The sequence below is a fragment of the Polynucleobacter sinensis genome (assembly GCF_001595985.1).
Taxonomy (GTDB): Bacteria; Pseudomonadota; Gammaproteobacteria; order Burkholderiales; family Burkholderiaceae; genus Polynucleobacter; species Polynucleobacter sinensis.
Genome location: NZ_LOJJ01000009.1, coordinates 198,669 through 224,715 on the forward strand (window position 1 = coordinate 198,669; position 26,047 = coordinate 224,715).

23 protein-coding genes are annotated in these 26,047 nt (G+C 45.9%); 17 read left to right on the forward strand and 6 right to left on the reverse strand.

Annotated features, from left to right (window positions below; translation table 11 throughout):
* Positions 1 to 5 precede the first annotated feature (5 nt).
* Genes AOB49_RS09705 through AOB49_RS09715 form a run of 3 tightly spaced genes read right to left on the reverse strand, consistent with a single transcriptional unit; the run spans position 6 to position 2,178 of the window.
* Entirely contained in the window at positions 6 to 788 is a 783-nt protein-coding gene (locus tag AOB49_RS09705; RefSeq protein WP_062310500.1) for a BPSS1780 family membrane protein, read from the reverse strand.
* Entirely contained in the window at positions 785 to 1,762 is a 978-nt protein-coding gene (locus AOB49_RS09710) for a homoserine kinase (protein WP_062310502.1), read from the reverse strand. Before AOB49_RS09710 ends, AOB49_RS09705 begins: the two co-directional genes overlap by 4 nt.
* Before the next feature lie 44 nt (positions 1,763 to 1,806).
* Positions 1,807 to 2,178 (reverse strand): hypothetical protein, encoded by a 372-nt coding sequence (locus AOB49_RS09715; protein ID WP_245640660.1) that lies wholly within the window; start codon positions 2,176 to 2,178, stop codon positions 1,807 to 1,809.
* A 118-nt stretch (positions 2,179 to 2,296) separates the two neighbouring features.
* On the opposite strand from AOB49_RS09715, the gene polA reads away from it, so the two are divergent.
* The 3 genes from polA to AOB49_RS09730 are packed head-to-tail and all read left to right on the forward strand — an operon-like array spanning position 2,297 to position 6,813.
* Positions 2,297 to 5,128, forward strand: a complete 2,832-nt coding sequence (gene polA / locus AOB49_RS09720) for a DNA polymerase I (RefSeq protein ID WP_062310506.1) — start codon at positions 2,297 to 2,299, stop codon at positions 5,126 to 5,128.
* 15 nt (positions 5,129 to 5,143) lie between these two features.
* Positions 5,144 to 6,034 (forward strand): dienelactone hydrolase family protein, encoded by an 891-nt coding sequence (locus AOB49_RS09725; RefSeq protein WP_062310509.1) that lies wholly within the window; start codon positions 5,144 to 5,146, stop codon positions 6,032 to 6,034.
* Between the two features lie 5 nt (positions 6,035 to 6,039).
* The gene (locus tag AOB49_RS09730) at positions 6,040 to 6,813 is read left to right on the forward strand and encodes a ZIP family metal transporter (protein WP_062310512.1); all 774 of its coding nucleotides are present in this window, start codon (positions 6,040 to 6,042) and stop codon (positions 6,811 to 6,813) included.
* On the opposite strand, the gene AOB49_RS09735 is transcribed toward AOB49_RS09730, so the two are convergent.
* Both AOB49_RS09735 and AOB49_RS09740 read right to left on the reverse strand, forming a co-directional pair.
* Complete coding sequence (locus tag AOB49_RS09735; RefSeq protein ID WP_062310516.1) at positions 6,810 to 7,640, reverse strand: sulfurtransferase; 831 nt, start codon at positions 7,638 to 7,640, stop codon at positions 6,810 to 6,812. The genes AOB49_RS09730 and AOB49_RS09735 overlap by 4 nt on opposite strands.
* 30 nt (positions 7,641 to 7,670) lie before the next feature.
* Positions 7,671 to 8,777, reverse strand: coding sequence for an aromatic ring-hydroxylating oxygenase subunit alpha (locus AOB49_RS09740; RefSeq protein ID WP_062310519.1), 1,107 nt, complete (start codon positions 8,775 to 8,777; stop codon positions 7,671 to 7,673).
* Positions 8,778 to 8,939: 162 nt separating this feature from the next.
* Between AOB49_RS09740 and xseB the strand changes: the two genes are divergently transcribed.
* From xseB to folE2, 4 genes are read left to right on the forward strand one after another with little or no spacing between them, the layout of a single operon-like run.
* The gene (gene xseB, locus AOB49_RS09745) at positions 8,940 to 9,173 is read left to right on the forward strand and encodes an exodeoxyribonuclease VII small subunit (protein ID WP_062310521.1); all 234 of its coding nucleotides are present in this window, start codon (positions 8,940 to 8,942) and stop codon (positions 9,171 to 9,173) included.
* Between the two features lie 27 nt (positions 9,174 to 9,200).
* A complete protein-coding gene (locus AOB49_RS09750) occupies positions 9,201 to 10,091 on the forward strand; it encodes a polyprenyl synthetase family protein (protein WP_062310523.1) in 891 nt (296 codons plus the stop codon).
* A 16-nt stretch (positions 10,092 to 10,107) separates the two neighbouring features.
* Positions 10,108 to 12,024, forward strand: a complete 1,917-nt coding sequence (gene dxs / locus AOB49_RS09755; RefSeq protein WP_062310524.1) for a 1-deoxy-D-xylulose-5-phosphate synthase — start codon at positions 10,108 to 10,110, stop codon at positions 12,022 to 12,024.
* 25 nt (positions 12,025 to 12,049) lie between these two features.
* Entirely contained in the window at positions 12,050 to 12,877 is an 828-nt protein-coding gene (gene folE2, locus AOB49_RS09760; RefSeq protein ID WP_062310526.1) for a GTP cyclohydrolase FolE2, read from the forward strand.
* Positions 12,878 to 12,893: 16 nt separating this feature from the next.
* On the opposite strand, the gene tsaD is transcribed toward folE2, so the two are convergent.
* Entirely contained in the window at positions 12,894 to 13,967 is a 1,074-nt protein-coding gene (gene tsaD, locus AOB49_RS09765; RefSeq protein WP_062310528.1) for a tRNA (adenosine(37)-N6)-threonylcarbamoyltransferase complex transferase subunit TsaD, read from the reverse strand.
* 77 nt (positions 13,968 to 14,044) lie between these two features.
* On the opposite strand from tsaD, the gene rpsU reads away from it, so the two are divergent.
* From rpsU to AOB49_RS09825, 10 genes are all read left to right on the forward strand, one after another.
* On the forward strand, positions 14,045 to 14,257 hold the full coding sequence (gene rpsU, locus AOB49_RS09770; RefSeq protein ID WP_011903537.1) for a 30S ribosomal protein S21: 213 nt from the start codon (positions 14,045 to 14,047) through the stop codon (positions 14,255 to 14,257).
* 110 nt (positions 14,258 to 14,367) lie between these two features.
* Positions 14,368 to 14,814: a GatB/YqeY domain-containing protein gene (locus AOB49_RS09775; protein ID WP_062310531.1), complete on the forward strand. Its 447-nt coding sequence runs from the start codon at positions 14,368 to 14,370 to the stop codon at positions 14,812 to 14,814.
* A gap of 41 nt (positions 14,815 to 14,855) precedes the next feature.
* The gene (gene dnaG, locus AOB49_RS09780; protein ID WP_062310617.1) at positions 14,856 to 16,799 is read left to right on the forward strand and encodes a DNA primase; all 1,944 of its coding nucleotides are present in this window, start codon (positions 14,856 to 14,858) and stop codon (positions 16,797 to 16,799) included.
* A 224-nt stretch (positions 16,800 to 17,023) separates the two neighbouring features.
* Complete coding sequence (rpoD, locus tag AOB49_RS09790) at positions 17,024 to 19,579, forward strand: RNA polymerase sigma factor RpoD (protein WP_082784140.1); 2,556 nt, start codon at positions 17,024 to 17,026, stop codon at positions 19,577 to 19,579.
* 987 nt (positions 19,580 to 20,566) lie between these two features.
* Entirely contained in the window at positions 20,567 to 21,616 is a 1,050-nt protein-coding gene (locus AOB49_RS09795) for a TRAP transporter substrate-binding protein (RefSeq protein WP_062310541.1), read from the forward strand.
* Positions 21,613 to 22,719, forward strand: coding sequence for an HD-GYP domain-containing protein (locus AOB49_RS09800; protein ID WP_062310544.1), 1,107 nt, complete (start codon positions 21,613 to 21,615; stop codon positions 22,717 to 22,719). The genes AOB49_RS09795 and AOB49_RS09800 overlap by 4 nt, the downstream gene beginning before the upstream one ends.
* Before the next feature lie 230 nt (positions 22,720 to 22,949).
* Positions 22,950 to 23,414 (forward strand): hypothetical protein, encoded by a 465-nt coding sequence (locus AOB49_RS09805; RefSeq protein ID WP_062310547.1) that lies wholly within the window; start codon positions 22,950 to 22,952, stop codon positions 23,412 to 23,414.
* Positions 23,411 to 24,034 (forward strand): DUF6988 family protein, encoded by a 624-nt coding sequence (locus tag AOB49_RS09810; RefSeq protein ID WP_062310551.1) that lies wholly within the window; start codon positions 23,411 to 23,413, stop codon positions 24,032 to 24,034. Before AOB49_RS09805 ends, AOB49_RS09810 begins: the two co-directional genes overlap by 4 nt.
* A gap of 247 nt (positions 24,035 to 24,281) precedes the next feature.
* Positions 24,282 to 24,524, forward strand: a complete 243-nt coding sequence (locus AOB49_RS09815) for a hypothetical protein (protein WP_062310554.1) — start codon at positions 24,282 to 24,284, stop codon at positions 24,522 to 24,524.
* A gap of 168 nt (positions 24,525 to 24,692) precedes the next feature.
* Positions 24,693 to 25,922 (forward strand): tyrosine-type recombinase/integrase, encoded by a 1,230-nt coding sequence (locus AOB49_RS09825; protein ID WP_062310560.1) that lies wholly within the window; start codon positions 24,693 to 24,695, stop codon positions 25,920 to 25,922.
* The last annotated feature ends 125 nt before the right edge of the window (positions 25,923 to 26,047 follow it).

A 26,047-nucleotide genomic window follows, 5' to 3' on the forward strand; every position in this document is an offset into this window, starting at 1 on the left:
ATGACTTAAGCTAATAGGGTCGCGGTTTCTTTTTCAGCGAAACACGCTTTCCATGTGGCAAAGAATGAACAGTGCATTACTGTCAGCCCAGCCATTGAAATCGGTGCAATGATGAATGAGGCAATTTGCCCTAAATTTAGGGCATCCAGTATGGATCCAATCGTGAGGGGGATAGCGATTAAGATTGCGCCCCAAATCACGATGTAGATGAAGAATGCGCCACGGTTCGCCCAGCAAGCGATACAGCTGGAGAACATCGCTTGAGGGATTGGCATATCCGCCCACGCTACCAAGATAGGCGAAAACCACATCAACAGCGCTACCGGCACATAGAGCATGCCGCCAAAGAAGAGGATGAGATAAACCTGACGTATCGCTTCGGGAGTAATAGGTTTATCGCTAGTCATGAGTGGTAGTAGTAATTCAAAATCTACCAGCGTACTTAAGATGAAGCTAAGCGCAATGATCAGCCCTGCATAAACCAATCCCAATTGAAGGATGCGCTTGCGAACTAAGGGGCTTGATTGCAATGCAATTAAATAGACCGATGGGCGAATACGCTCTTTCTGAATAGCTTGTCGACAGGCAGTCATAAATCCAACTGAGAGCGTTGGTGTCAGCACCAGTACCGCAAACACCCCAATGACAGGCACCAGCACGGCTAATTGAGCCACAAAAACATACATGAATACCAACATGAGGAAACCCAAAGGATTTTGCTTAAACAGCCAAATACCCTGACGAATCCAGGTATAGCCTTCTTTGGGTGTAACGGTGTTGAGTTTCATATGGCTTTTCGGCTTACAAGAATATTCTCGAAATGGCGTGGATCGTGGGGTGTAAGCATTTGGGCATCTCGAGGTAAATAGAAATCCCATAAGCGAGAGATCCAAAAGCGTAATGCTGCTGCACGCACCATCAATGGCCAGCTTTGCTGCTCAACTTGAGTTAATGGACGAACCGATTGATAAGCATCCATCAAAGCCTTGAATCGAGCAGGATCTAAGTCTTGCTTATTTTCGGCCAGGCACCAATCGTTCACGGTCACTGCCAAATCAAACAACCACTTGTCTGTACCGGCAAAATAAAAGTCAAAGAATCCACCCAGTTGATCTTGGGAGCTATCGTTTGCGCTCTGAGGATCGAAAAGCACGTTATCCCTAAAGAGGTCGCAATGACTTGCTCCTTGAGGCAGGGAGGCATACGCTGTTGAGGCGAAAAATGCTTTTTGTGTGGCTAATTCTTGCGTAAGCAATTCTTTTTGGAAATCATTTAGGTATGGCAGAACTTGCGGGACGGTTTCTTGCCACCAAGAAAGGCTGCGAAGATTCTCTTGGTGAAGATTAAAGTCTGCACTCGCTAAATGCATTTTTGCCAACATCTCGCCAACTAATGCGCAATGCTTCGCTTCTGGTGTGAGCCTTGATAAGCCTGGGAGCTTACTAACAATTGCCGCTGGCTTACCTTTCAGTAAGAAGAGAATTTCACCATTCTTATTTTCTAGTGGCTTAGGCACGGGAATGCCTTTATTGGCCAGATGCCGCATCAACTCTAAGTAATAAGGCAGTTGCTCTGTCGATAATCTTTCAAAAATCGTTAAAACATATTCCTGTTTTTTGCCATCTTTGACGGTGTCTAGAAAAAAGTTGGAATTTTCAATTCCACCATGAATACCTCGAATATCTACGGCCTTACCAATCTCAAAGTCAGTGGCAATCCAGCTGGAGATATCGCTAAGTTCTATCGGGGTAAAAACGGCCATAGTGAATTAAGCGGTCATGTGCGAATGGTTTGCGGTATTGAGATTTAGAAAGGAATTTTGACGCTTGGTACGCTAATTAAATCTGTCTCTTTGGGCACTCCGGGCATTACGGTGGCAGGAGGCGCCATTTCATACGAGGTATACCGTGTTTTCACATCCACTTGGGTGGGCGCGTTGGCATCTTTATATTCAGTAACTTCAGTCCCGGTAACTTCTTTATGCTGAAAGCTGGGTTTGCGGGATTCTGGGGTATTGGTCACTTGTGAGGCGCTTACCGCTGGTGCAAGTGGCTGATTATTGATTTGTTGCAATTCTGACGGGCTCAGTGCTTGGCTATTGCTTTGTGCTTGAGCCGCATGCAGTCCAAAAGCACCAAAAGCCATCAAAAAGCTTATTAGAACAAGGGTGTGACTCATTGAAGAGTGGAGTAAGTTTGTTATTGCGTGCATCATTTTTCACCTTTTTAGGCCTATTTTGAAGGGGATTTAAAACCCGATCTGTAGGCAGTTAGCAACTAGATTGTACGATTGCGGTATGACTAAACATAGACTCTTGTTGGTAGACGGTTCTAGCTACCTTTATCGCGCCTTTCATGCCATGCCAGACCTCAGAAATGGGGCCGGCGACCCAACAGGGGCCATTTATGGGATGGTAAATATGATGCGCCGGGCCAGATCTGAGATCAAGGCAGACCATATTGCCTGTGTTTTTGATGCCAAGGGCAAGACGTTTCGGGATGAAATGTACCCTGAATACAAGGCCCACCGGTCTCCCATGCCTGAAGATTTGGTCAGGCAGATTGAGCCCATTCACTTGATGGTAAAGGCTTTGGGGTGGCCAGTATTGATGGTTTCAGGGGTTGAGGCCGATGACGTGATTGGTACCTTAGCTTGCCAAGCCACACAAGCGGGCTGGGAAACGATTATTTCTACTGGCGACAAAGATTTGGCTCAGTTAGTCAATTCCTCCGTTACTTTAATTAATACGATGACCGATGAAAAGCTGGATATCGAAGGTGTCATTGCCAAGTTTGGCGTCCCACCGGAGCGCATTGTGGATTACCTATCGATCATTGGTGATGCAGTCGATAACGTGCCTGGTGTGCCTAAGGCTGGCCCTAAAACAGCCAATAAATGGTTGGCTGAGTTTGGTGATTTGGATAACCTGATCGCTCATGCAGATCAAGTCAAAGGGGTTGTTGGAGAGAACTTACGAAATAGTTTGCAGTGGTTACCACAAGCGCGTCAGCTGATCACCGTGAAAACGGATTGCGATTTATCTCCTCATCTTCCTGGTTTAGATGATTTGCATGCGAAACCTGAAGATGCACCGCTGTTGCGAGAATTGTTTGAGCGTTATGCGTTTAAAACTTGGTTGCGAGATGTTGAAAAGCAATTGGGGGGCTCAAATACTGAAGTGGCATCTGGTGGCTTTGATTTGGCTGGTAGTCCAATTAAAGATACTGCAGCGTCAGACGAAAAAAAAGGTAGCAAGAAGTTTGGACCTACTGCGACATCCGCTACAACAGCACTATCCCAAGAAACAAGCGACCTTCAAGGCGCCATTACGAAAAACTATGAATGTGTTGTTGATGAATCTGCATTAGATCTCTGGATTAAAAAAATTGAGGCTGCGCAATTAACTGCTGTTGATACAGAAACAACGAGCCTTGATGCACTTGCTGCTGAATTAGTGGGCATCTCACTCTCAGTGTCTCCGGGCGAGGCCTGTTACATCCCAGTGGCGCATCGCAATGGTGAGTCGCAACTCAATCGTGAATTTGTCTTGGCTCGTTTGAAGCCCTGGCTCGAGAGCTCAACACACTTTAAGGTGGGTCAAAACCTCAAATACGACAGCCATATTTTTGCGAACTATGGCATTTGCTTGCAGGGCGTGAAGTTTGATACTTTGCTCGAGTCGTATGTGCTCGAATCTCATATGCCTCACAATATGGATAGCTTAGCTGAGCGACATCTTGGTATGAAGACAATTCGCTATGAAGAGGTGTGCGGCAAAGGCGTTCATCAGATCGGATTTGATCAAGTGGATCTCAAGGTAGCAACAGATTACGCTGCTGAAGATGCTGACATTACCTTGCGTTTGCATTTGGCTCTATGGCCGCAAATTCAGGAGAGTCCTGGCCTTCTTTATGTTTATGAGCAGATCGAAATGCCTGCAATGCGTGTCTTGGGAATCATGGAGCGCAATGGCATTCGGATTGATTCAGGATTACTCTCAAAGCAAGGTCAAGAAGTTGGAAAGCGTCTGCTGGCTTTAGAGGGTGAGATTCATCAACTGGCTGGGCAGCCATTTAATATTCAGTCGCCTAAACAAATTGCGGAGATTTTGTTTGGTCAGCTAGAGCTTCCTGTAATAAAGAAAACACCTTCAGGCGCCCCCTCTACTGATGAAGAGGTGTTGCAAAAGCTAGCGGAAGACTACCCTTTGCCAGCGCGGATTTTGGATTACCGCAGTCTTGCTAAATTGATGTCAACTTATATTGAGAAGTTGCCACGGATGGCTGACCCCAAGACTGGGCGCGTGCATACGAGTTTTTCTCAAGCAACCGCGGTAACAGGGCGCTTAGCTTCAAGCGATCCTAATTTGCAAAACATCCCTGTACGTACTGAAGAAGGGCGCCGTATTCGTGAGGCATTTATTCCAGCTGAGGGCTGTAAATTATTGTCCGCCGACTATTCCCAAATTGAATTGCGCATCATGGCGCATATTGCTGAAGACGAAAATCTGTTGGCCGCATTCGCAGCCGGAAAGGATATTCACCAAGCAACTGCTGCCGAGATTTTTGGAGTGCCTTTAGAGTCCGTTTCCTCTGAGCAGCGTCGCTATGCCAAGGTCATTAACTTTGGACTCATTTATGGCATGAGTGCTTTTGGGTTGGCTGGTAATTTGGGAATTGAACGGTCTGCAGCCCAAAACTATATTGCTAAATACTTTGATCGCTATCCTGGTGTGGCGCAATATATGGAGCGAACTCGTTTGGAAGCGCGTGAAAACGGATATGTTGAGACAGTCTTTGGAAGAAGGTTGTGGCTTCCCGAGATTAAGGGCTCTAATGGACCGCGTCGGCAAGGGGCTGAGCGGGCGGCTATTAATGCGCCGATGCAGGGGACGGCAGCCGACTTAATTAAGCTGGCGATGATTGCAGTGGAGAATTGGTTGGAAAAAGAGCAATTAAAGACCAAAATGCTACTGCAGGTGCACGATGAATTGGTATTTGACGTACCCTTGGACGAGATCGAACTTTTGCAAGCAAAGTTGCCAGACTTAATGTGTAAGGTGGCTGATTTGAAGGTTCCTTTGGTAGTTGGGATTGGGATTGGGGATAATTGGGAAGAAGCCCATTAATAACGGAGACAAGAGATGACTAAAGATCAAGACTCAAAAACTGTATCAGGCGATAGAAGAAGTTTTATGAAAGCTTCGGCCGTAACGGCAACGACGATCGGAATTGGTTTTGTAGCAGCTTCGGAGCCTGTAAAGGCTGCGGCGATTGAAACCGATTTCACTGGTATTAAAGCGGGCGAGCAAATGATCCCTGTGGGAAGCTTTCAATTGCCGGCGTATGTCTCACGTCCTGAAAAAGCAAAAGGCGCATTGCCAGTTGTCATTGTGGTGAGTGAAATCTTTGGTGTGCATGAGTACATTGCTGACGTCACACGACGTTTTGCGAAGCTGGGGTATTTAGCGATAGCCCCTGAATTCTTCGTTCGTGCAGGCGATCCTAATGCATTTGGTACTGTCGCTGAGATTCAAAAAAATATCGTGGCTCCCACTCCAGATGCGCAAGTGCTCAATGATTTACAGGCTGCGTTGGTGTGGGCTGGAAAAAATGGCGGTGATTTGAAAAAAGTCGGCGTAACTGGTTTTTGCTGGGGCGGTCGCATTACTTGGTTGGCAGCCACCTTGCCACAGGTTCGCGCCGGCGTTGCTTGGTATGGTCGCGTAATTGGTGAGAAAACGGAAAATAATCCACGGCATCCCGTTGATATTGCCGCTGAACTGAAGGCTCCTGTCTTGGGATTGTATGGCGGTGCTGACGCCGGTATTTCGCTGGAGAGTGTTGAGCAAATGCGTGAAGCGCTTGCAAAAGCTGCGCCTAAAAATCCAGCGGCTAAAGCCTGTCGATTTGAGATTTATCCAGATACGCCCCATGCCTTCCATGCGGACTATCGAGCCACTTATCGCGAAGGTCCTGCCAAAGATGGCTGGGCAAAGTGTGTAGCCTGGTTTAAGCAATACGGAGTTGTGTAATTTATATGTCGGTTCTGCAAAGCATTCTTTTGGTGACGGCCATGGCAGGCTCTGCCAGTGTTTTGGTTGCCGCTAGCTTTTCCTTGGCTTTGCTGTCTAAGATGGTTCACAACATGGTGAGTGTGTCTGTTGGCATATTGCTGGCAACAGCTTTATTGCATTCATTGCCCGAGGCATTCACCATGGAGGGAACTAGCCCTCAACTGCTATTTGCTACTTTGCTTGCAGGGCTTTTAGGATTTTTCTTATTAGAGAAAATCGCCTTATTGCGACACAATCATCACCATGAAGGCGATGGACATGGACATCACCATGGTCACGATGCTGAAGTAGCTGGACGAAGTGGTTGGATGATTTTAGTGGGTGATGGTCTCCATAACTTTGTGGATGGTGTGTTGATCGCCGCCGCGTTTATGGCGGATTATCAAGTAGGAATTTTCACTGCCATCGCCATCGTTGCTCATGAGATTCCACAAGAGATTGGCGATTTCATTGTGCTACTCAATGCAGGTTTCTCACGCGCACGCGCACTGTTTTACAACTTTGTCAGCGGTTTGGCTGCGGTATTGGGCGGGATATTGGCTTATTTCTTTTTGGAAAAAGCGCACGCAGCAATGCCCTATCTTTTGGTGATTGCTTCTAGTAGTTTTATTTATATTGCAGTGAGTGATCTCATTCCACAAATGCATCGCCGCCCCCATTGGGCGGAGTCATTGCGTCAAACTATTTTGATTGCCTGCGGCGTTGGCTTCGTGATCTCTCTATCGCTGCTCCATTAAAGGGCGACTGGTCTATTGGGATCGGAGCACCACTCGCTCCAGCTTCCCGCGTAAAGGCGCGAGCCTTTCAATCCAGCAATTTCCATGGCTAACAAGTTATGGCAAGCAGTCACACCAGATCCACATTGATGAATGACTTCAGCAGTTTTAGTCGTTCCTAAAAGGTCGACAAAATTTCTATAAAGCTGTTCTGGAGATTTGAAGAGTTTGCCGGTGAGATTATCCTGAAAGCAATGATTGATTGCACCAGGGATGTGCCCGCCAACAGGATCTAAGGTTTCATCTTGGCCATGAAAGCGATTGTTTGCTCGTGCATCAATGACGATATTTTTCTTGCTAAGCAGGTTTTCCATTACCTCTTCGACTGCAACTAAGCCAACAAATGGCATGACCTGAATAGCTGTATTGCTTGGTATGGGTTTAAGCGGCATGGTGCCAATCGGGCCATTCCACGCATCTAGACCGCCGTCTAATACTTGTGCCTTAGCATGGCCAGAGGCTTTGAGCATCCACCATAAGCGACTAGCATATACAGAGCCTTGATTGTCATAAGCGACAACCAATGTTTGAGGAGTGATGCCTAAGCGGATTTTAGTTTGCGCCCATGCTTCGGGAGTGGGGAGTGGGTGACGACCATTTTTTCCAGTCTTGCTACCGGATAAATCTTGATCAAGGTCGACATAGATCGCACCAGGAATATGACCTTCTTCATAAGCTTTTTTACCAGCCAGTGAATTGGCAAGATCAAAGCGACAATCACACAACAAAACATCCTCGCCACTATTAATGATTTCTTCTAGTTGATTTGCGGTGATGAGCGGCGTCATTTGATGCTCCTCTAAAAAGGCTTAGCTCAATTATGCGCCTTGATAATTCATTGCGCGACGGTACCATTCGTGAAAATGTTGCATGCCATCTTCCATGGGACTTTGATATGGTCCCACTTCATTTTGACCGCGCGCTAGCAAGGCTGCGCGTCCCGCATCCATGCGCTCAGCGATTTCATCATCTTCGATGCAGGTTTCCATATACGCTGCGCGCTCTGCCTCTACAAACTCACGCTCGAAGAGGGCAATTTCTTCTGGGTAATAGAACTCCACAATATTGCGTGTTTTATTGGGACCCAGTGGGTGTAAGGTGGATACGCACAGTACGCCGGGATACCACTCCACCATCACGTTTGGATAGTAGGTAAGCCAGATGGCGCCATGGCGTGGGGGCTTGCCATCGTGATGGCGCAATACAGCCTCATGCCATTTTTGATAAACCGGTGAGCCTGGCTTCTCTAAATTTTTATGGATACCAACGGTTTGAACGCTATGCCATTCACCGAATTCCCATTGCAAGTCTTCGCAAGAGACAAACTTGCCAAGTCCTGGGTGAAATGGAACAACGTGGTAGTCCTCAAGGTAAACCTCAATAAAGGTTTTCCAGTTGTAATTGCATTCATGTACTTCAACATGATCAAGAACGTAGCCATCAAATTTGAGATCATCGGCAACGCCAAGTTTTGCTAGGTCGGTGCGCACATCACGAGGGCCTTCGAAAAGGAGGCCTTGCCAATTTTGTAATGGAGATTTGCCAAGATTGAGACAAGGTTTATCTTCAAAATGTGGAGCGCCTAATAGACCCCCATTTAAATCATAGGTCCAGCGATGTAATGGGCAAACAATGTTGTCTGCTTTGCCTCGTCCATTGAGCATGAGTGCTTGACGATGACGGCATACATTTGAGAGCAGTTCTATTCCTTCATTATTGCGAACCAGTAGGCGACCTTCATTTTCTGAGGTCAAGGTCTGATAAGAGCCAATTTCAGGCACCATTAATTCATGGCCTACATAGCCAGGACCCTGCTTGAAAAGCAGTTCAAGTTCACGCTGATATAGCTCAACGTCAAAATATGCCGAAACCGGCAGTTGTAGATTGGACGGCGCAAGCTGCTGCGCGGTAGCCAGATTAGTCATTCTCCCCACCCCCGAAAACGTCAGCCGAAGCTAAGCGGAATAACCAATCCAACCATCGACGGATCGATATTGGAAAGGAAGCTGGGGATTATACCCATCTGACCCCCATCTCGCTTTAATATGTAGGGCTATATCTGTGTGAAATTTGAGGGAAATGAGTCAATGCCAGCCAAGAAATCTGAGAGTCAAAAGCCCGGTCTTGAGGTTCAGATCGACCCTAATTTGCGCTATGAGCAGGCAGTCAAGGAGTTGGAAAAGCTGATTTCAGATATGGAATCGGGCAAATTCTCTCTAGAAGAGACACTTTTAGCCTATCAAAGGGGCGCGGCTTTGTTAAAGCATTGCCAGAGCGTACTCGCACAAGTTGAGCAACAAGTTCGGGTATTTGAGGCGTAAGCCTCTTTACCACTTGACGTTTAGGTTATGAATCAGCAATTTACTTTCGACGACTGGCTTCGTGCCCATGGGCAAAGAGCAGAGAAGGCCTTAGATAGTCTGCTTGATGGTGCTGCTACTCATCCTGCGCGTTTGCATGAGGCAATGCGTTATGCCGCCCAGGGTGGTGGCAAGCGTATAAGACCTTTGCTGGTTTATGCAGCGGGGGAGTTAGGAAGTGCAAATCAAGATGTGTTGGATGCGGCTGCGGTGGCAATTGAATGTATTCATGCTTACTCCTTGGTGCATGATGACTTGCCATGTATGGATGACGATGATTTGCGTCGCGGGCGACCAACAGTACATAAGGCTTATGACGAGGCAACCGCATTGCTAGTTGGGGATGCTTTACAGACTAGGGCTTTTGAGGTGCTGGCAAATGCTCACTGTGATGCGCAAGTACGCCTCGCCATGATTAGTGCTCTAGCAGCAGCATCTGGATCACGCGGTATGGCTGGTGGCCAAGCGATTGATTTAGAAAGTGTTGGCAAGAAGTTGGATCTCGCTGGTTTAAAACAAATGCATGCGATGAAGACAGGGGCCTTACTCTCCTGCTCCGTTGCGTTAGGTGGAATCGCTGCGCAGTTAAATCATGCTCAAATGCAATGTTTATTCAATTACTCCGAGGCCTTAGGTTTGGCATTTCAAATTATTGATGACGTCTTAGATGCCACTGCTGATAGCCAAACCCTAGGAAAGACCGCAGGGAAAGACGCTGCGAACGACAAGCCAACCTATGTCACCCTGATGGGTTTAGACTATGCGAAGCAGGCAGCTAAAGAATTACAGGAAAATGCGATCGCTGGCCTGGAGAGTTTTGGTGATAAAGCCCAAGCTCTGAAAGATTTGGCTCTGTTGGTTGTCAATAGGGGCAAATAAGATTACTGAAGATTTGATGACTTTAAATTCCATTCACTCTCCCGCCGATTTAAAAAAGCTTCCTCGAGAGCAGCTTTCAGCACTCGCAGATGAGTTGCGTCAATTTGTACTGGACTCCGTTTCTAAAACTGGCGGCCATCTATCCTCCAACTTGGGGACCGTTGAATTATCAATTGCATTGCACTATGTTTTTGATACGCCCCGCGATCGAATTGTGTGGGATGTGGGTCATCAAAGTTACCCACATAAAATTTTGACTGGCCGTCGTGAGCGGATGAGCACTTTACGTCAGTTCAATGGCTTATCTGGTTTTCCGCGTCGCACTGAAAGTGAATACGATGCTTTTGGTACTGGGCATTCTTCAACCAGTATTTCTGCTGCGATGGGAATGGCACGGGCTTTCCAAACCAAAGGCGAGAAGCAGGTTGCAGTTGCAGTGATTGGCGACAGTGCTATGACCGGAGGTATGGCATTTGAGGCGATGAATAATGCTGGCGTCTACGATGACTTGCCATTGGTGGTGATCTTGAATGACAACGATATGTCAATCTCACCAGCGGTGGGCGCGTTAAATCGCCACCTTGCTAGATTATTGAGTGGCAATATTTACTCTGCGACTAAAAAAGGTATTGATAGCGTTTTATCAATTGCGCCCCCATTGCGCGAGTTTGCAAAACGACTAGAGGATCACGCCAAAGGGATGGTCTCACCATCAACGATTTTTCAGGAATTTGGCTTTAACTATTTTGGTCCGATTGATGGCCATGACTTAGATGCCTTAATTCCGATGCTGCAGAACGTCCGCCGTTTGGCTCTTGAAGGCCGAGGCCCGCAGTTCTTGCACGTAGTGACTCGCAAAGGTCAGGGTTATGAATTGGCTGAAGCTGATCCGGTTCTGTATCACGGCCCTAGCAAGTTCAATCCAGAAGAGGGTGTCAAGAAAGCCGTTGGCTCTTCTCAGAAAACATTTACACAAGTATTTGGTGAGTGGTTGTGCGATATGGCGCATGCGGATCCATTACTGATTGGGATTACCCCAGCAATGCGTGAAGGATCTGGGCTGGTAGAGTTCGAGCAAAACTTTCCTAAGCGCTATTACGATGTAGGCATTGCAGAACAGCATGCAGTCACTTTTGCAGCGGGCATGGCATGCGAGGGCATGAAGCCAGTTGTGGCGATTTACTCCACCTTTTTACAGCGTGCTTATGATCAGTTAATACATGATGTCGCTATTCAAGATCTTCCAGTTTTATTTGCTTTAGATCGCGCTGGTTTAGTTGGTGCAGATGGCGCAACTCATGCGGGCGCATATGACATTCCATTCTTGCGTTGTATTCCGAATATGTTGGTCATGACCCCTGCCGATGAGGCAGAGTGTCGAGATTTACTCACAACCGCATTTTTGCAGGCTCATCCCAGTGCAGTGCGCTATCCTCGCGGAGCGGGTGTGGGCACTATTCCATCAAAAGAGTTAAGAACAGTTCCTTTGGGCAGGGGTGAGTTGCGAAGAAAATCTAATGCTCCTGCTGGTCAACGTGTAGCAATTTTGTCGTTTGGTACCTTGTTGTATTCGGCCCTTGAAGTTGCTGAAGAGTTTGATGCATCGGTTGCCAATATGCGTTTTGTTAAACCTTTGGATGTAGATCTTCTGAAATCCTTAGCGCAGGATCATGACTATTTTGTAACGATTGAGGATGGCGCTATTCAGGGCGGAGCGGGTAGTGCATGCCTAGAGGCGCTTTCTGCCATGGGGCTTAATAAACCCCTGCTGCAATTAGGTCTTCCTGATGAGTTTGTAGAACATGGCGATTACAAGCTCTTGATGAGTAAGTGTGGCTTGGACTCAGCAGGTATTGCTAGGGCCATCTCCACGCGTTTTCCTATGGTTATTTCCGCAAAAGCAGGGTCAAATACTGCCATCGTAGGCAAATAAGTCATTTTTGCCGGAAAATAGAGTCATGAACGATATCAGCACAGCCTTTCTGAAACCACAATCAATGCCAGATGTGCAGTCCTCGCATGACGAGCGTGCATTGCCCATTGAGCGCGTGGGTATTCGTGGCTTGCGTCATCCCCTCATCATTCGCACGAAGACTGGCGATTTTCCAGCGGTGGGCAATTTTGAGATGGATGTGGCTTTACCTGCGCATGTTAAGGGAACGCATATGTCGCGTTTCATTGCTTTGTTGCAGGATCAAAAAAATCCGATTGATAGCGCAGCAGTTGTTGCGATGGTGCGCGCAATGTTACCTTTGCTCAATGCTACCGAAGGTCGCATTCAGTTTACCTATACTCACTTTGTCAAAAAAGCTGCGCCTGTTTCTGGGGTGGAGAGTTTGATGGACTATGAGGTTACTTGGATGGCAAAGGCCAAACAAAATGTTGCAGGCTCTATTGATGTTGAGTTAAATCTTTGTGCTCAAGTGCCTGTGATGAGTTTGTGCCCCTGCTCAAAAGAAATTTCCGAGTATGGTGCGCATAATCAACGCTCGCATGTCACGATGTCAGTGGAGCTCGACCCACAGACCAAGATGACTGTGGAAGATTTGGTCGCTGCCGCTGAGAGCCAGGCTTCTAGTGAGTTATGGGGCTTACTCAAGCGCCCTGATGAGAAGTGGGTTACCGAGCGTGCCTACGACAATCCGAAGTTTGTTGAGGACTTGGTTCGTGATGTTGCCGGTCAGCTCAAAGATGACCAGCGTATTCTGTCTTTAGTGGTTGAGGCGGAAAATTTTGAATCCATCCACAATCACAGCGCATACGCCAAAATTAGCTTAACTAAATAAGCCTAGCTTAGTAAGCTCAAGCGAGATTATTGCTTGCCAAATCCCATCGGGGTTTGACATCAAAGGCGCCAGATCTGGTTGAATCATTGTTTTGTGCCAACATCCGTAGTGCTCCTGCAAACGCAATCATGACGCCGTTGTCAGTGCATAGATTGATGGGTGGGTAATGCACTTCATAGCGTTGTTTTTTTGCGCTCGCATTTAATGCTTCTCGTAATTGCACATTGGCGCCAACACCGCCAGCTAGAACTAAATGTTTGCAGCCCGTTTGTTTGAGGGCTTTTTCAGCTTTACTCACCAATACCGCTACTAAGGAATCTACAAAACCTCTCGCCAGATCCGCATGAAATGTTGCAATTTCTGTGGCGTCTGAAAGTCCGAGCGCCTCAAATTTTTTAACTTGATTGAGGACTGCGGTCTTCAGCCCCGAGAAAGAAAAATCTAAATCTCCGGAGTGCAGCATAGGTTTAGGTAGTTCAAAGCGCCCTGATTGTCCTTTTTCTGCCAGTTTGGAGATGGCGGCACCTCCTGGATAGTCTAGGCCGAGCAATTTGGCGGTTTTATCAAATGCCTCACCTGCGGCATCGTCCAAGGTTTCGCCTAGCAGTTGGTATTGACCCACCCCGCTTACCAACATGAGTTGGGTGTGTCCCCCCGAGACTAAGAGGGCGATAAAGGGAAATTCAGGGGCAGAAGTCCCTAAAAGCGGGGAAAGTAGGTGGCCTTCAAGATGGTGCACCCCAATTGACGGCAAATTGAGGCCTTGTGCAAGGGATTTGGCAAAAGCGCTGCCCACCAGGAGGGCGCCAGCCAGCCCGGGCCCTTGGGTATAGGCAACGGCGTCAATATCCTTTAATTCGAGCTTTGCCTCCTCTAATGCCTCATCTAGGAGGGGTAAAACCCGCCGAATATGGTCCCTGGAGGCCAATTCGGGGACTACGCCACCATATTCCTGGTGCATGGCTATTTGGGAGTGCAAAGCCTGCCCTAAGATGCCTAGATGGGCTGGGGCACGGTTTTCCCAGGGGGTGGTGTTGTATAAAGCCACCCCAGTCTCGTCACAAGAAGTTTCTATCCCTAAAACAATCATTTTTGGCTTGGTCGTGCTAGAATCCGTGATTCAGTTAATTTTTCGATATTTTTCGAGCATATACGAGTTAAACAAGTATGACTACAGTCCGCCTCCGTGAGAACGAACCATTTGAAGTGGCATTGCGCCGTTTCAAGCGCACCATTGAAAAAAATGGTCTTTTGACAGATTTGCGTGCCCGCGAATTTTACGAGAAGCCAACGGCTGAACGTAAGCGCAAGAAGGCAGCTGCTGCTAAGCGCCACTATAAGCGTATTCGCAGCCAAATGTTGCCTAAGAAGCTTTACTAATCGAATTTAAAAGCTCTCCTCACCGAGAGGCTTTGAAACCCGCTGACGGTGAAACGCAGCGGGTTTTTGCTTTTTAATCTTTAGAAATATTTAATATCAGGAATACAGCCATGAGCTTAAAAGATCAAATCACCGAAGATATGAAAAACGCAATGCGTGCAAAAGAAGTGGCCCGCTTGGGGACAATTCGTCTATTGTTGGCAGCGATTAAGCAGCGTGAAGTAGACGAACGCATTGTGCTTGATGACGCAAGTGTCATCTCTACTGTTGAGAAGATGATTAAGCAACGTAAAGATTCTATTTCTCAATTTGAAAAAGCGGGGCGCGATGACTTGGTTGCAGTTGAGGCTGCTGAGATGGTGATTTTGCAAACCTATTTGCCAGCACAGATGTCTGATGCTGAAGTTGAAGCGGCTGTTGCTGCTGCTGTGGTATCGACTGGCGCCGCTGGTCCGCAAGACATGGGGAAAGTAATTGGTGTCCTCAAGGGGCAATTAGCTGGTAAGGCTGATATGGGTAAAGTTTCTGGCTTGGTTAAAGCTGCTCTCGCGAAGTAATTGAAGAACTCCGAAAACAGTTTCATACTGGCTTAATGGCGCTGATTCCCCAATCCTTCATAGCCGATCTATTAAATCGGGTCGACATCGTTGATGTGGTTGGACAACATGTGAAGCTAAAAAAAGCGGGTGCGAACTATCAAGGTTTGTGCCCTTTTCATTCGGAGAAGTCCCCATCATTTTCAGTTTCTCCTACTAAACAGTTTTATCACTGCTTTGGTTGTGGTGCACACGGCTCAGCCATTAGTTTTCTGATGGAGTATTCCGGTCTTGGTTATGTGGATGCTATCGAGGATCTAGCGCGTTCCGTAGGCTTGGATGTACCACGCGAAGAGCGCACCGCAATGGATGCGGTACGTCAACAACAAGCTATGGCTTTAAGCGAGGTGATGAGTTCTGCAGCCGATTGGTATCGCCAGCAACTCAAGGGAGCTCCCCGCGCAGTCGAATATCTCAAGGGGCGCGGTCTCACTGGTGAGATCGCGAAGCGTTATGCCTTGGGTTACGCCCCTGATGGTTGGCAAGGTCTCGAGGCTGTTTTTGGTACTTACGCAAATGATGAAGTTGCCAAGACTTTATTAGAGGGTGGTTTACTGATTCAGAGTGAGCAAGGCGATAACGCTCAGACTGCGCGTCGCTATGACCGCTTTCGTGATCGCATCATGTTTCCAATTCGCAATCCCAAGGGTCAAACGATTGGCTTTGGTGGGCGCATCTTGGATCAAGGTGAGCCAAAGTACCTAAATTCTCCAGAGACGCCATTGTTCTCTAAAGGCAATACGCTCTACGGCTTATTCGAAGCAAGGCAAGCAATTCGAGCGCAAGAGTATGTGCTGGTATGCGAGGGTTATATGGATGTGGTGGCGCTTGCGCAATTAGGTTTCCCAAACGCAGTCGCGACATTGGGTACCGCTTGTACAGCAAACCATGTGCGTATGTTATTGCGTCAAACAGATCGTATTGTTTTTTCCTTTGACGGAGACTCAGCTGGTCAGCGTGCGGCACAACGTGCATTAGAAGCATGTCTGCCATTGATGTCTGATGACAAGGAGATCCGCTTCCTTTTCCTGCCGACTGAGCATGATCCTGATAGTTATGTCCGCGCTTATGGCGCGCCTGCATTTGAGAAGGTGATTAAAGAGGCAATGTCGCTGTCGAGCTTCTTCTTTAAGATCGTGAGTCAAGATCATGAGCTCACTACTCCTGAGGGTAGAGCGCAGACTCATCATGCGGCTAAGCCGCTACTGCTCTCTATGCCGCCGATTGCTTTGCGGACGCAAATATTGCGTGAGTTAGCGATTCGTACGAATTCTACGCCCGCAGAATTAGAGTCATTTTGTGGATTAACGGTAGCGCCCGCTCCAGTACAGCAGGGATCTTATGCGAGCACAAATCAGCGCGCTCCCAATCTGGCTCAAAGCAATGCCGGTAATCGAGCTCAAGGCGCCCCTTGGCAAGCATCTAGAGGGTCCGCTAAAAGAGTCGCCTCGCAAAATATCGCACCCCCTCAAGCGCCAACAGATTTGGCAGAGCAGATGTTACGAGTATTAATTCAGTTTCCGCATTTGGGTAAAGCCTTGGATGCAAATAAGCGAGCACTTGCTCTGCACGCTTCTGAGCTGCGTTCAGAAAAAGCGTTACAGCTCATGAAAGATTTGCTGGCTCAGTGTGATTTGGTCGAATTGATCCCTGGCGAGAATGGTAAGCCGCCCACTGTGGGTGCTGGTGCATTTGCATTGTTTCAGGATCAATTGTCTCGAAGTGAGTTAGCCCCTTTGTACGAGGTTCTTAGAAAGCGGGTAATGGGCTCAGATTTGGATCTCGATGGGGCGGTTGCAGATCTAGAGGGAGCCTTCAAAAAGCTGGAATTGATCAATCTAAAAACAGAAATGACCGAAATCGCCAAAAAGATCGCCGGTAGCACCGCTACTGAGCAAGATCGGGCTCGCTACAGGGAATTAGGCGAGCGTTTGAAATTTACCTAAGAATTTTCTGATTTAACCCTAGAAAAACCCGAAATTTACCCCATATTTTTAGTGCTGGAGGGGGTAAAAAAGTCGCAATCGACTATAATCCTCTATTCCCAGAAAAAAACCGATTTAATTCAGCCACTTGCGCTTTATTTTGATGAAATTTGGGGCAAGTGGACAACGTGACTGTTTTTAATCAGTCGAGATCAATAATCAGTAATGTGAGTAAGTGCTAATAAATGCCTAATACCAAGAAAAAACCAGTTAAATCCGCTAAGCCAGTAGCAAAGGCGAAAACGCCTGCAAAACCAGTAGCGAAAACAAAAACACCGGCAAAGGTCTCTAAGGCGCCTGCAAAAGCGGCAGCTAAGACCACTACTAAGTCAGCACCCAAGGCAAAAGCACCTGCAAAACCAGCAGTAAAAGCAAAAACACCAGCCAAGCCTGCTAAACCTGTTGCTAAGGCGCCTGCAAAAGCAGCAGCTAAGACCACTACTAAGTCAGCACCCAAGGCAAAAGCAACCGCAAAAGTAACCGCAAAAGCACCTGCAAAACCAGCGGCGAAAGCAAAAGCACCAGCAAAACCAGCAGCGAAAGCAAAAGCACCAGCTAAGCCTGTAGCAAAAGCACCAGTTAAGGCTGAAAAGGTTGAAGTTTCTAAAAAAGGTAAGGCTGCCGTACCCAAAGTTGAGGTGGTAAAGGAAGTAAAGCCAGCAAAAGAAGCTAAAGAACCCAAGGGTAAAAAAGTTAAAGCCGAAGAAGTAGATGAAGTAGCTACTGAGGAAGTGAAAAAAGGTCGCAAGCCAAAGGCAGATGTAGCTGAGGGTGTAGAGCCAGTATTAACTGATCGCCAAAAGGCGCGTGAGCGTAAGGCAAAAGAGAAGGCGCTCTTAAAAGAATTCGCAGCACAGCAGTTAGGTTCCGAAGAGCAACAAGAACTGCGCCGTACTCGCCTGAAAACCTTAATCAAGATGGGTAAGTCCAAGGGTTATTTGACTCATGGTGAGATGAATGACGTGATGTCTGACGAGTTATCTGATGCTGATGCATTGGAGACTTTGATTGGATTGCTAAATGACATCAACATTACTGTCTATGAGCAAGCTCCTGATGCTGAAACACTTTTATTGAACGAAAACACTTCTGCCGCTACTACAGAAGAAGAGGCTGAAGAGGAAGCGGAAGCCGCTCTCTCAACGGTGGACTCAGAGTTCGGTCGTACAACTGATCCTGTGCGTATGTATATGCGCGAGATGGGTACTGTTGACTTATTGACTCGCGAAGGCGAGATCGTGATTGCGAAGAAGATTGAAGCCGGTCTCAAAGATATGGTGATGGCTTTAGCCGCCTGCCCAGTCACGATTGCAGAGATCTTGGGTAATGTGGACAAGATTGCTAGCGGTGAGATGGAGATTGATCAGTTCGTTGATGGATTGGTTGATCCAAATGCTGAAGATATCAAACTAGGGCCAGAAGAGCCAGAGGTTGATCCAGATGCAGAAGAAGGTGATGAGGATGGTGGTGAGGATGAAGGTGGCGGCGGAGGCGGCGGTGCAGCTACAGCTAATGCTAAGCAATTAGAAGAGTTGAAGCAAATTTCCTTGGAGAAGTTTGCAATTGTTCGTGCGCAAGCCGACAAAATGCGTCGTGCCTTTGATAAGGATGGTTACAACTGCCCAGCCTACATTAAGGCGCAAGAGGCGATTCGTGCTGAGTTGCTAGGTTTCCGTTTAACAGCAAAGAGTGTCGAGAAGTTATGCGACACCATGCGCTCCCAGGTAGATCAAGTCTGGAAGCTCGAGCGCGGCATTGTGAGCTTGCTAGTGGATAAGGTTGGCGTCAATCGTGGTGAAGTATTAAAAGACTTCCCGAAGATGTCAATGAACTTAGAGTGGACTGCTAAGCTTCTAAAAGAAAACAAGCCTTACACAGCATTATTACAACGTAACGTTCCGGCTATTCAAGAACTTCAGCAGAAGTTGATTGATATTCAGACTCGCGTAGTCTTGCCACTTCCAGAATTAAAAGAAGTGAATAAGCAAATGATCGCCGGCGAGAAGCGTGCTCGCGAAGCAAAACGTGAAATGACCGTTGCTAACTTACGTTTGGTAATCTCAATCGCTAAGAAATACACGAACCGTGGTCTACAGTTCTTGGACTTGATTCAAGAGGGCAATATTGGTTTGATGAAGGCGGTAGATAAGTTTGAATATCGTCGTGGCTATAAATTCTCTACTTATGCAACTTGGTGGATTCGTCAGGCGATTACCCGTTCTATTGCCGACCAAGCACGTACGATCCGTATTCCAGTGCATATGATTGAGACAATCAACAAGATGAATCGTATTAGTCGTCAGATCTTGCAAGAAACTGGCCATGAGCCAGATGCTGCAACCTTGGCGCTCAAGATGGAAATTCCTGAGGACAAGATTCGTAAGATTATGAAGATTGCTAAAGAGCCAATCTCCATGGAGACGCCAATTGGTGACGATGAAGATTCTCATTTGGGTGACTTCATTGAGGATGGCAATACCTTAGCGCCAGCGGAAGCAGCTTTGCACGACTCTATGCGCGATGTGGTGAAAGATGTTCTTGATTCATTAACACCGCGCGAAGCAAAAGTATTGCGTATGCGCTTCGGGGTTGAAATGAGCACTGACCATACCCTCGAAGAAGTGGGTAAACAGTTTGATGTAACCCGTGAGCGTATCCGTCAGATCGAAGCTAAGGCCCTGAGAAAAATGCGTCATCCTAGCCGTAGCGACAAGCTCAAAACCTTCCTTGAGGAAGATTGATTCAAAGACTAACGGGCCCATAGCTCAGTTGGTTAGAGCAGAGGACTCATAATAAAGAAGCCCTAGGGGTCTTGTAACAAAGACCTCAATAGATTCAAGAGGTTAGTGGTGAATTAGGCGGTATAAATTCACTACACACCGCTTACACACCAGAGCAAAAACCGAGGTGTGTAGTAAATGCGGTTTTTATGTGGTTTTGAAGTAGTAAACACCGGTAAAAAGGTGTGTAGTGAATGTAAAGTTTTAGGGCCTATAGCTCAGTTGGTTAGAGCAGAGGACTCATAAGAAAGAAGCCCTAGGGGTCTTGTAACAAAGACCTCAATGATTTCAAGAGCTTAGTGGTCGATTAGGTAGTTAAAATTGCTTACACACCGCTTACACACCGGAGCATTTTTCATGGTGTGTAGTAAAAGCGGTTTTAGTGTGGTTTTGAAGCGGTAAGCACCCCTCAAAAGGTGTGTAGTAAAAACAGTTTTAGGGCCCATAGCTCAGTTGGTTAGAGCAGAGGACTCATAGCGAAAGTTGTGCCTTATGCGTGGAAACTGCATAAGGGATGGTGTCAAATTCGGAGAAAGCTAAAGGTAGCCAAAAGCTGCACAAGCTAACGCCGAGCGAAGCTTAGTAGAAATACTTTGAACGTGTAGAGACTAGACGGCACCCATCTAAGTCGAGCAATCGATATGATGAAGGCATAGTCCAGGGAGTTAGGAAACTAACACAAACCGGAATCCTTTGGTCCCAGGTTCAAGTCCTGGTGGGCCCACCAGAAAAGCAAACCCTCATCAGCAATGGTGGGGGTTTTGTCTTTTGAGCGTTACTTTGAGTAATGATTGTGGGGCTGCTTTCGGTCAGTTTGAGACGCCTAGTCATGCTTTAATGTAGTGCATGAAGCTAGTAGACATATGCTACCCCCTAGGTAATAATTCTAAGAATTAGCAATAACTAAACTCACTATCTCTTTATGAATTCATTGGGTCAGAATCAATCATGAAGCGACTCATTATCCTGAGCATCATTCTTGGCGGGTTTGTTTACGCTTGGAATGCCGTTGATGTGATTACTCTCAAAGTTGTTGGACAGCCATCGATGACAGGACCCATCCAAAAGAACTTAGAGCAACCATTCTTTGAATTCCTCGAAGAGAAAACTGGCCTACCTATAAAAGTTGACTATCGTACAGTCGATAAGTTGGGGTTTAAAGATAACTATCAGCTTGCCATGTTAAAGAGCGGTATGTTTGATATTGTCTCTTTGAGATTTTTACAGAACGGTCAAGAAGAGCCCAGCATTATCGGGGTTGACTTGCCTGGGCTTAATCCTGATTTCCAAACAGCGCGCAAGGTAAGTGAAGCTTATGGGCCCGTCATTGATGAGAATTTACAGCAACGATTTGGGGTGAAGCTTTTGGGTTTATGGACATTTGGTCCGCAAGTAATCTTTTGTAATAAACCAATCCATCAACTTTCTGATCTGAAAGGACGCAAAGTGCGGGTGGGATCTTCGGCTTATGATATGTTGATAAAGTCACAAGGAGGCATTCCTGTAGTGATTCCTTTTGATCAGGTGGCAGAGGCCTTATCTTCAAACATGGCTGATTGTGCCATCACTAGTCAAACCTCAGCCTATTCAGCTAAGTGGCCTGCATATTTAACGTATGTATATCCTATCGCCACTCAAATGGGAACGAATGGCATAGCGATTCGACTAGATACATGGAATAAGTTTAGTGAAAGCCAAAAACGGCAATTACAAGGTGCTGTCTATGCCTATATTGATCAGGCTTGGATCTATTCTGAGCAATTAAATACCCAATCATCAGATTGCTTGCAAGGCAATGGTACTTGTGACTTGGGTGTTAAGTACAGCCTGATTCAGACTCCCGTTACTGAAAGCGATAAACTCTTCATGCGAAAGTTTGCACTGGAGCAATCATTTCCAGTCTGGGCCGCTAATTGTGACAAATTAAATCCCAGTTGTTCTGTGCGGTGGAGGGCGGCTGTAGATCCTATTCTGAAGCAGGCAAATCAGCACCCATGAACCCAAAACTCTCAACCTCTTCATGGCAAAGTGGTATTCAACTCAATATTGCTTCACGTCCATTGCAGTTCATTGCAGGGTTATCGGCCCTCGTTTTTGTTCTTAACTTTACTTTAGAGGTTCTTGTTTCCTATGGGGCTTCTTATGTCCATCTTGTGCAAGTACTGTGTCTTATTGGCATATTGAGCGCCTGGGTTTTAGTAGAGGACCTACTGATTTTAAGACTTCACGATTGGAGCCCTTTTCGGATCTTAACATTCCTGCTAATTATTCAGGTGGCGATGCCAGTCCTAAGATTGGCTTTCTTGATTTTTAATTCTCAAGCCGTTAGCTCCGATTGGTTGCCACATACTCAGGAGCGGGATAACTGGCATTACCTATTCTTAGTTCCTTATAGCTTAATTTTTATGGGAATTCATCGGTCGATCGTCAGCCTATTTACATTGAATGAAAAGGTTCACGCCCAGAATACTGAAAAGCAAATGCTCATGACGCTTAATGCTTTGGCATTAGCGCGTGATAATGAAACAGGAAATCATATTATCCGCACTCAAAACTACGTCAGAAGTTTAGCCTTAAGACTTAGGATGATGGGTCACTATGCAAAAGAGTTAAATGATCAATGTATTGACACTTTATATAAGGCAGCTCCTTTGCACGATATAGGTAAGGTAGGTATACCCGATAGTATCTTGAATAAGATGGGGCGTTTAAGTGATGAAGAGTGGCAAATAATGAAGTCTCATGCCGCCATTGGTGAGGCGGTTCTATCGTCCGCGGATATTGAGGTTGGGGGTGATCAGGGCGTTGTGAAGAAGGCCATCCAAATTGCTGGTGGACATCATGAAAAATGGGATGGAACAGGTTACCCACGGGGCTTAAAGGGCAATGAAATCCCACTATCTGCTCGCATCATGGCACTTGCAGATGTTTACGACGCCTTGGTAAGTGAACGGGTTTACAAGTCTGGGTGGAGCCATGAAGATGCCGTTAAAGAGATCGTGTCGAAGAAAGATATCCATTTTGATCCTTTGGTCGTAGATGCTCTCATCGCAGAACAGTCCAATTTTCAAGAAATAGCGAATAAATATCGAGACAACTAGGTGTCCGCTTCGGATCGTTAGCTGCCCCACGGATATAGTCAGCAAGAGTAGATCCCACAATCGCAACTCCTAGATCCAGGTTCAAGTCCTGGTGGGCGCACCAGAAAAGCAAACCCTCACAGTAATGGTGGGGGTTTTGTCTTTTTAAGTATGCTATGCGTATGAGTAATTCAAAGCCTCTCACTAAGCATGAGCGTATAAGACGCGTAACTATACTGTGTTGCCACGCCATGAGAAATATTGCATTTTATCGAGCCGGCTGGAGAGGGAAGCAAATCAGAGTAAAAGAGCAATATGACGTAGCAGCCAACAGTAATTTTTTGGATGTAGCTATATTGGATTGGTGCAAACTCTTTGCCGATAAAGATGGAAAACACCATTGGAAAAAAGTAGTTGAGGATAGGGCAGGATTTGAGGTGGGTTTATATAGCCACTTAAAAATTAGTAAAAAAGAATTTAAGGTATATGTTCGTGATGTACTGAAATATAGAAATAAATTCTTAGCTCACTTAGATGATGAGAGGGTTATGTATCCTCCAAAGCTTAGACTTGCAAGAAATGCAGCTTTGTATCTTTATGATTATTTACGCTGTGATCCAGTTGCATCTGGAAGTATTGTGAATGTTGAATTAACTGGAAAACGATTTTATGCCGCCCTTTATGCGCATGCATTATTTGTTGGTGTAAAAAAATGACTAAAGCGAAAATGACTGTAGGAGATTATGTTAATGATTCTTATGCCCTACATGCCTGGATTTTAGATAATCTCAATGAATTAGATATTTCAAAGGATAAGCGGTCGTTATTATCAGTTTGCGCATTTGATACCGTTATTGAACACTTCTTGGGAGCAATTACTTTAATAAAAAGCAAGATATATGGATCTGCTTTTAGTTTAGTGCGACCTATTTTCGAAACCTTCGTTAGAGGTGTTTGGTTAAAGAATTGTGCCGAAGACGCTGAGTTGGTTAATTTCCAAAAAGATAGGGTAAAGAAAGAATTTGGGGAAATATTGAAGCTGGTTGAAGGTCTTGAGGCATTCAAAAGCGGATCGCTATCTTCTTTAAAAAAGCAGGCATGGTCAGCAATGAGCAGCTATACCCACGGTGGATTTCAACAAATCTCAAGAAGGGTTAAATCCGGAAATTTGTATCCAGATTTTGAGGATGAGGAAATTATTGAAGTATTAAAAATTTCTCAGATGTTTGCTCTGTTGGCTTTTATTCAAGTGGCGATTGAGGTTAAGCGAGATGACTTGGTGCAAGTTGCTATAGGTAAACTATATTCAATGGGCCTATTTAAAAAGAAGAATTGAATCCCAAGCGTTACTTAAAGTAACGCTCATTCCTTCATATCTCCCCATTCATCCCCACTCTTAGCCACAAGTTCTTTTGGCTAAATTGTCCCCAGTGATTCCTCCAACTGGGTTGTCTTAGCCTGGCTCTACAAGCCATTAACAAACTTGATTTGAATGGATTGTTTATCCGAAAAGTAGGCTAAAACGCCTATCGTACGTATATGGGTTATCGATATTGATAGCCCCATATATACGGGAGAAGCAAATGAATCAAAGCAATCTAGCAGTTAATCAAGTGATCTCTTTTGACACTTTAAAAACGTCAGCATATGCCAGTGCCAAGATTAACCTTGGCGATGAATTGGATATGGATGACTTGGGTGCGTTGTTCGCTGTAAATGACTATTTCCAGCAAAGATTGGGGCATTCAGTGTTTTCTAGCATTGAAATGGCAGCTATTGGCGATGCACTAGAAAAGCACGGGATTATGTATTTGGAGGCGCAATGAGTGCTTGCATAGATCAGGCGTTACTTCAAGTAACGCCGCGATTACCAAGAGAACACCATGAGATTCCAAGAATTGCCATTAATCAGTCAGTCTGCTTTGGGCGTATTGACCAGGTAATTTTCCCAATACCGGTTGTCCTAAGCCGCCATCAGAAACTAAAGTACATATATGTCAATTAAAAGAAAAGATACCCATCAACTGATACACCGTAATCTAACTCTCTATCAGCGTGAGCGTAGTGCCGTATGGCAATGTCGCTATAAGGTGGACAACAAGTGGATACGCTCTACTACAAAAGAAACTAACTACGACTTGGCTGTTAATAGGGCTAAAGAGCTATTAGTAGAAGCAGAAATACGTAAGCGCTCTGGTATTCCAGTGGTTACCAAACGTTTTAAAGATATCGCCATGCTGGCAATTGATAGGATGGAGCGAGACTTAAAAGGCGGCTTAGGTAAGTCAATCTACAAAGATTACATCCGTATTATTAAGGAGCATTTCATCCCCAGTCTTGGGCAAAGGCTTATTACCAATATTGATTACGATGCCCTTCAGCAGTACTACGATGACCGAGAAGCTAGATATGGCTTGGCAATATCGAATAGTAATCGTAAGACTCAAAATGCCGCTTTTAATAGAGTGTTTGATGAAGCTATTGTGCGGGGTTATTTAACTGAAAGTAATCGTCCTAAGCTAGATGGCAAGACCAAAGAGAGTGTTCGTCGCCCAGCATTTGAGTTACATGAGCTTAGAGCTTTATTAAAACTTCTAGGTCCATACATAGAATCAGGCCGAACTCGAGATGTACGTGAACGCCGTGAAATCCTTAGAGACTATGTAGAGATGCTAGTGGATACAGGAGCAAGACCAGGTATTGAGCTATTAGATATGAAATGGAAGCAAATCCGTTTCATGATGAACCCTATTAGTACAGTCACAGACCAGTTGGATGAAGAAGGTGAGGTTATTGAAGTGCATAGCCTAAACCGTAGTTGCGAGATGACAGTAAAAGGTAAAACAGGGCAAAGACAGATTATTGGACGACTGCCTAGTGTCAGAGTTTTAGAACGTATTGCCTTACGTAACTATGGAGTGGCTAGCTCAATTAAAGATCCCTTGGCTGAACTGATTAAACCTACTAATGATGACTATATCTTCAGAACCAAAGAAGGTAGGGATCTAAGTGATGTGCTCAATCATATGTTTGACGGTTTCTTAGCTGACCATGGTTTACTCATAGATCCCAAAACTAATCAAAAGCGGGTGTTCTATAGTCTGCGTCATACCTATGCCACGTTAGCACTTACTCACGATATGGTGCCTATTCATACGCTAGCTAAACAAATGGGTACTAGCGTCTTAATGATTGAGCGGCACTATAGCCACTTACAGGCTTGAATTCAACCGATCGATGCAACACACTACAAACTGCGTAAGCGCAAGGAGTGTTGCTCATGAAACAACGACCTCGAATCTATTACACGGCCACCCAGAAGGCTTTAATGTGGGAGCGGTGGCAAAAA

Excerpts from the sequence above, each read along its gene's own strand:
- AOB49_RS09815 (WP_062310554.1), top strand. The coding sequence starts at position 24,282 with ATGAATCAAAGCAATCTAGCAGTTAATCAAGTGATCTCTTTTGACACT.
- folE2 (WP_062310526.1), top strand. The coding sequence starts at position 12,050 with ATGAACGATATCAGCACAGCCTTTCTGAAACCACAATCAATGCCAGAT.
- AOB49_RS09725 (WP_062310509.1), top strand. The coding sequence starts at position 5,144 with ATGACTAAAGATCAAGACTCAAAAACTGTATCAGGCGATAGAAGAAGT.
- AOB49_RS09810 (WP_062310551.1), top strand. The coding sequence starts at position 23,411 with ATGACTAAAGCGAAAATGACTGTAGGAGATTATGTTAATGATTCTTAT.
- AOB49_RS09800 (WP_062310544.1), top strand. The coding sequence starts at position 21,613 with ATGAACCCAAAACTCTCAACCTCTTCATGGCAAAGTGGTATTCAACTC.
- rpsU (WP_011903537.1), top strand. The coding sequence starts at position 14,045 with ATGACTACAGTCCGCCTCCGTGAGAACGAACCATTTGAAGTGGCATTG.
- AOB49_RS09805 (WP_062310547.1), top strand. The coding sequence starts at position 22,950 with ATGAGAAATATTGCATTTTATCGAGCCGGCTGGAGAGGGAAGCAAATC.
- polA (WP_062310506.1), top strand. The coding sequence starts at position 2,297 with ATGACTAAACATAGACTCTTGTTGGTAGACGGTTCTAGCTACCTTTAT.
- dxs (WP_062310524.1), top strand. The coding sequence starts at position 10,108 with ATGACTTTAAATTCCATTCACTCTCCCGCCGATTTAAAAAAGCTTCCT.
- AOB49_RS09825 (WP_062310560.1), top strand. The coding sequence starts at position 24,693 with ATGTCAATTAAAAGAAAAGATACCCATCAACTGATACACCGTAATCTA.
- AOB49_RS09775 (WP_062310531.1), top strand. The coding sequence starts at position 14,368 with ATGAGCTTAAAAGATCAAATCACCGAAGATATGAAAAACGCAATGCGT.
- AOB49_RS09730 (WP_062310512.1), top strand. The coding sequence starts at position 6,040 with ATGTCGGTTCTGCAAAGCATTCTTTTGGTGACGGCCATGGCAGGCTCT.
- AOB49_RS09795 (WP_062310541.1), top strand. The coding sequence starts at position 20,567 with ATGAAGCGACTCATTATCCTGAGCATCATTCTTGGCGGGTTTGTTTAC.
- xseB (WP_062310521.1), top strand. The coding sequence starts at position 8,940 with ATGCCAGCCAAGAAATCTGAGAGTCAAAAGCCCGGTCTTGAGGTTCAG.
- AOB49_RS09715 (WP_245640660.1), bottom strand. The coding sequence starts at position 2,178 with ATGAGTCACACCCTTGTTCTAATAAGCTTTTTGATGGCTTTTGGTGCT.
- AOB49_RS09750 (WP_062310523.1), top strand. The coding sequence starts at position 9,201 with ATGAATCAGCAATTTACTTTCGACGACTGGCTTCGTGCCCATGGGCAA.
- rpoD (WP_082784140.1), top strand. The coding sequence starts at position 17,024 with ATGCCTAATACCAAGAAAAAACCAGTTAAATCCGCTAAGCCAGTAGCA.
- tsaD (WP_062310528.1), bottom strand. The coding sequence starts at position 13,967 with ATGATTGTTTTAGGGATAGAAACTTCTTGTGACGAGACTGGGGTGGCT.
- AOB49_RS09705 (WP_062310500.1), bottom strand. The coding sequence starts at position 788 with ATGAAACTCAACACCGTTACACCCAAAGAAGGCTATACCTGGATTCGT.
- AOB49_RS09740 (WP_062310519.1), bottom strand. The coding sequence starts at position 8,777 with ATGACTAATCTGGCTACCGCGCAGCAGCTTGCGCCGTCCAATCTACAA.
- AOB49_RS09735 (WP_062310516.1), bottom strand. The coding sequence starts at position 7,640 with ATGACGCCGCTCATCACCGCAAATCAACTAGAAGAAATCATTAATAGT.
- AOB49_RS09710 (WP_062310502.1), bottom strand. The coding sequence starts at position 1,762 with ATGGCCGTTTTTACCCCGATAGAACTTAGCGATATCTCCAGCTGGATT.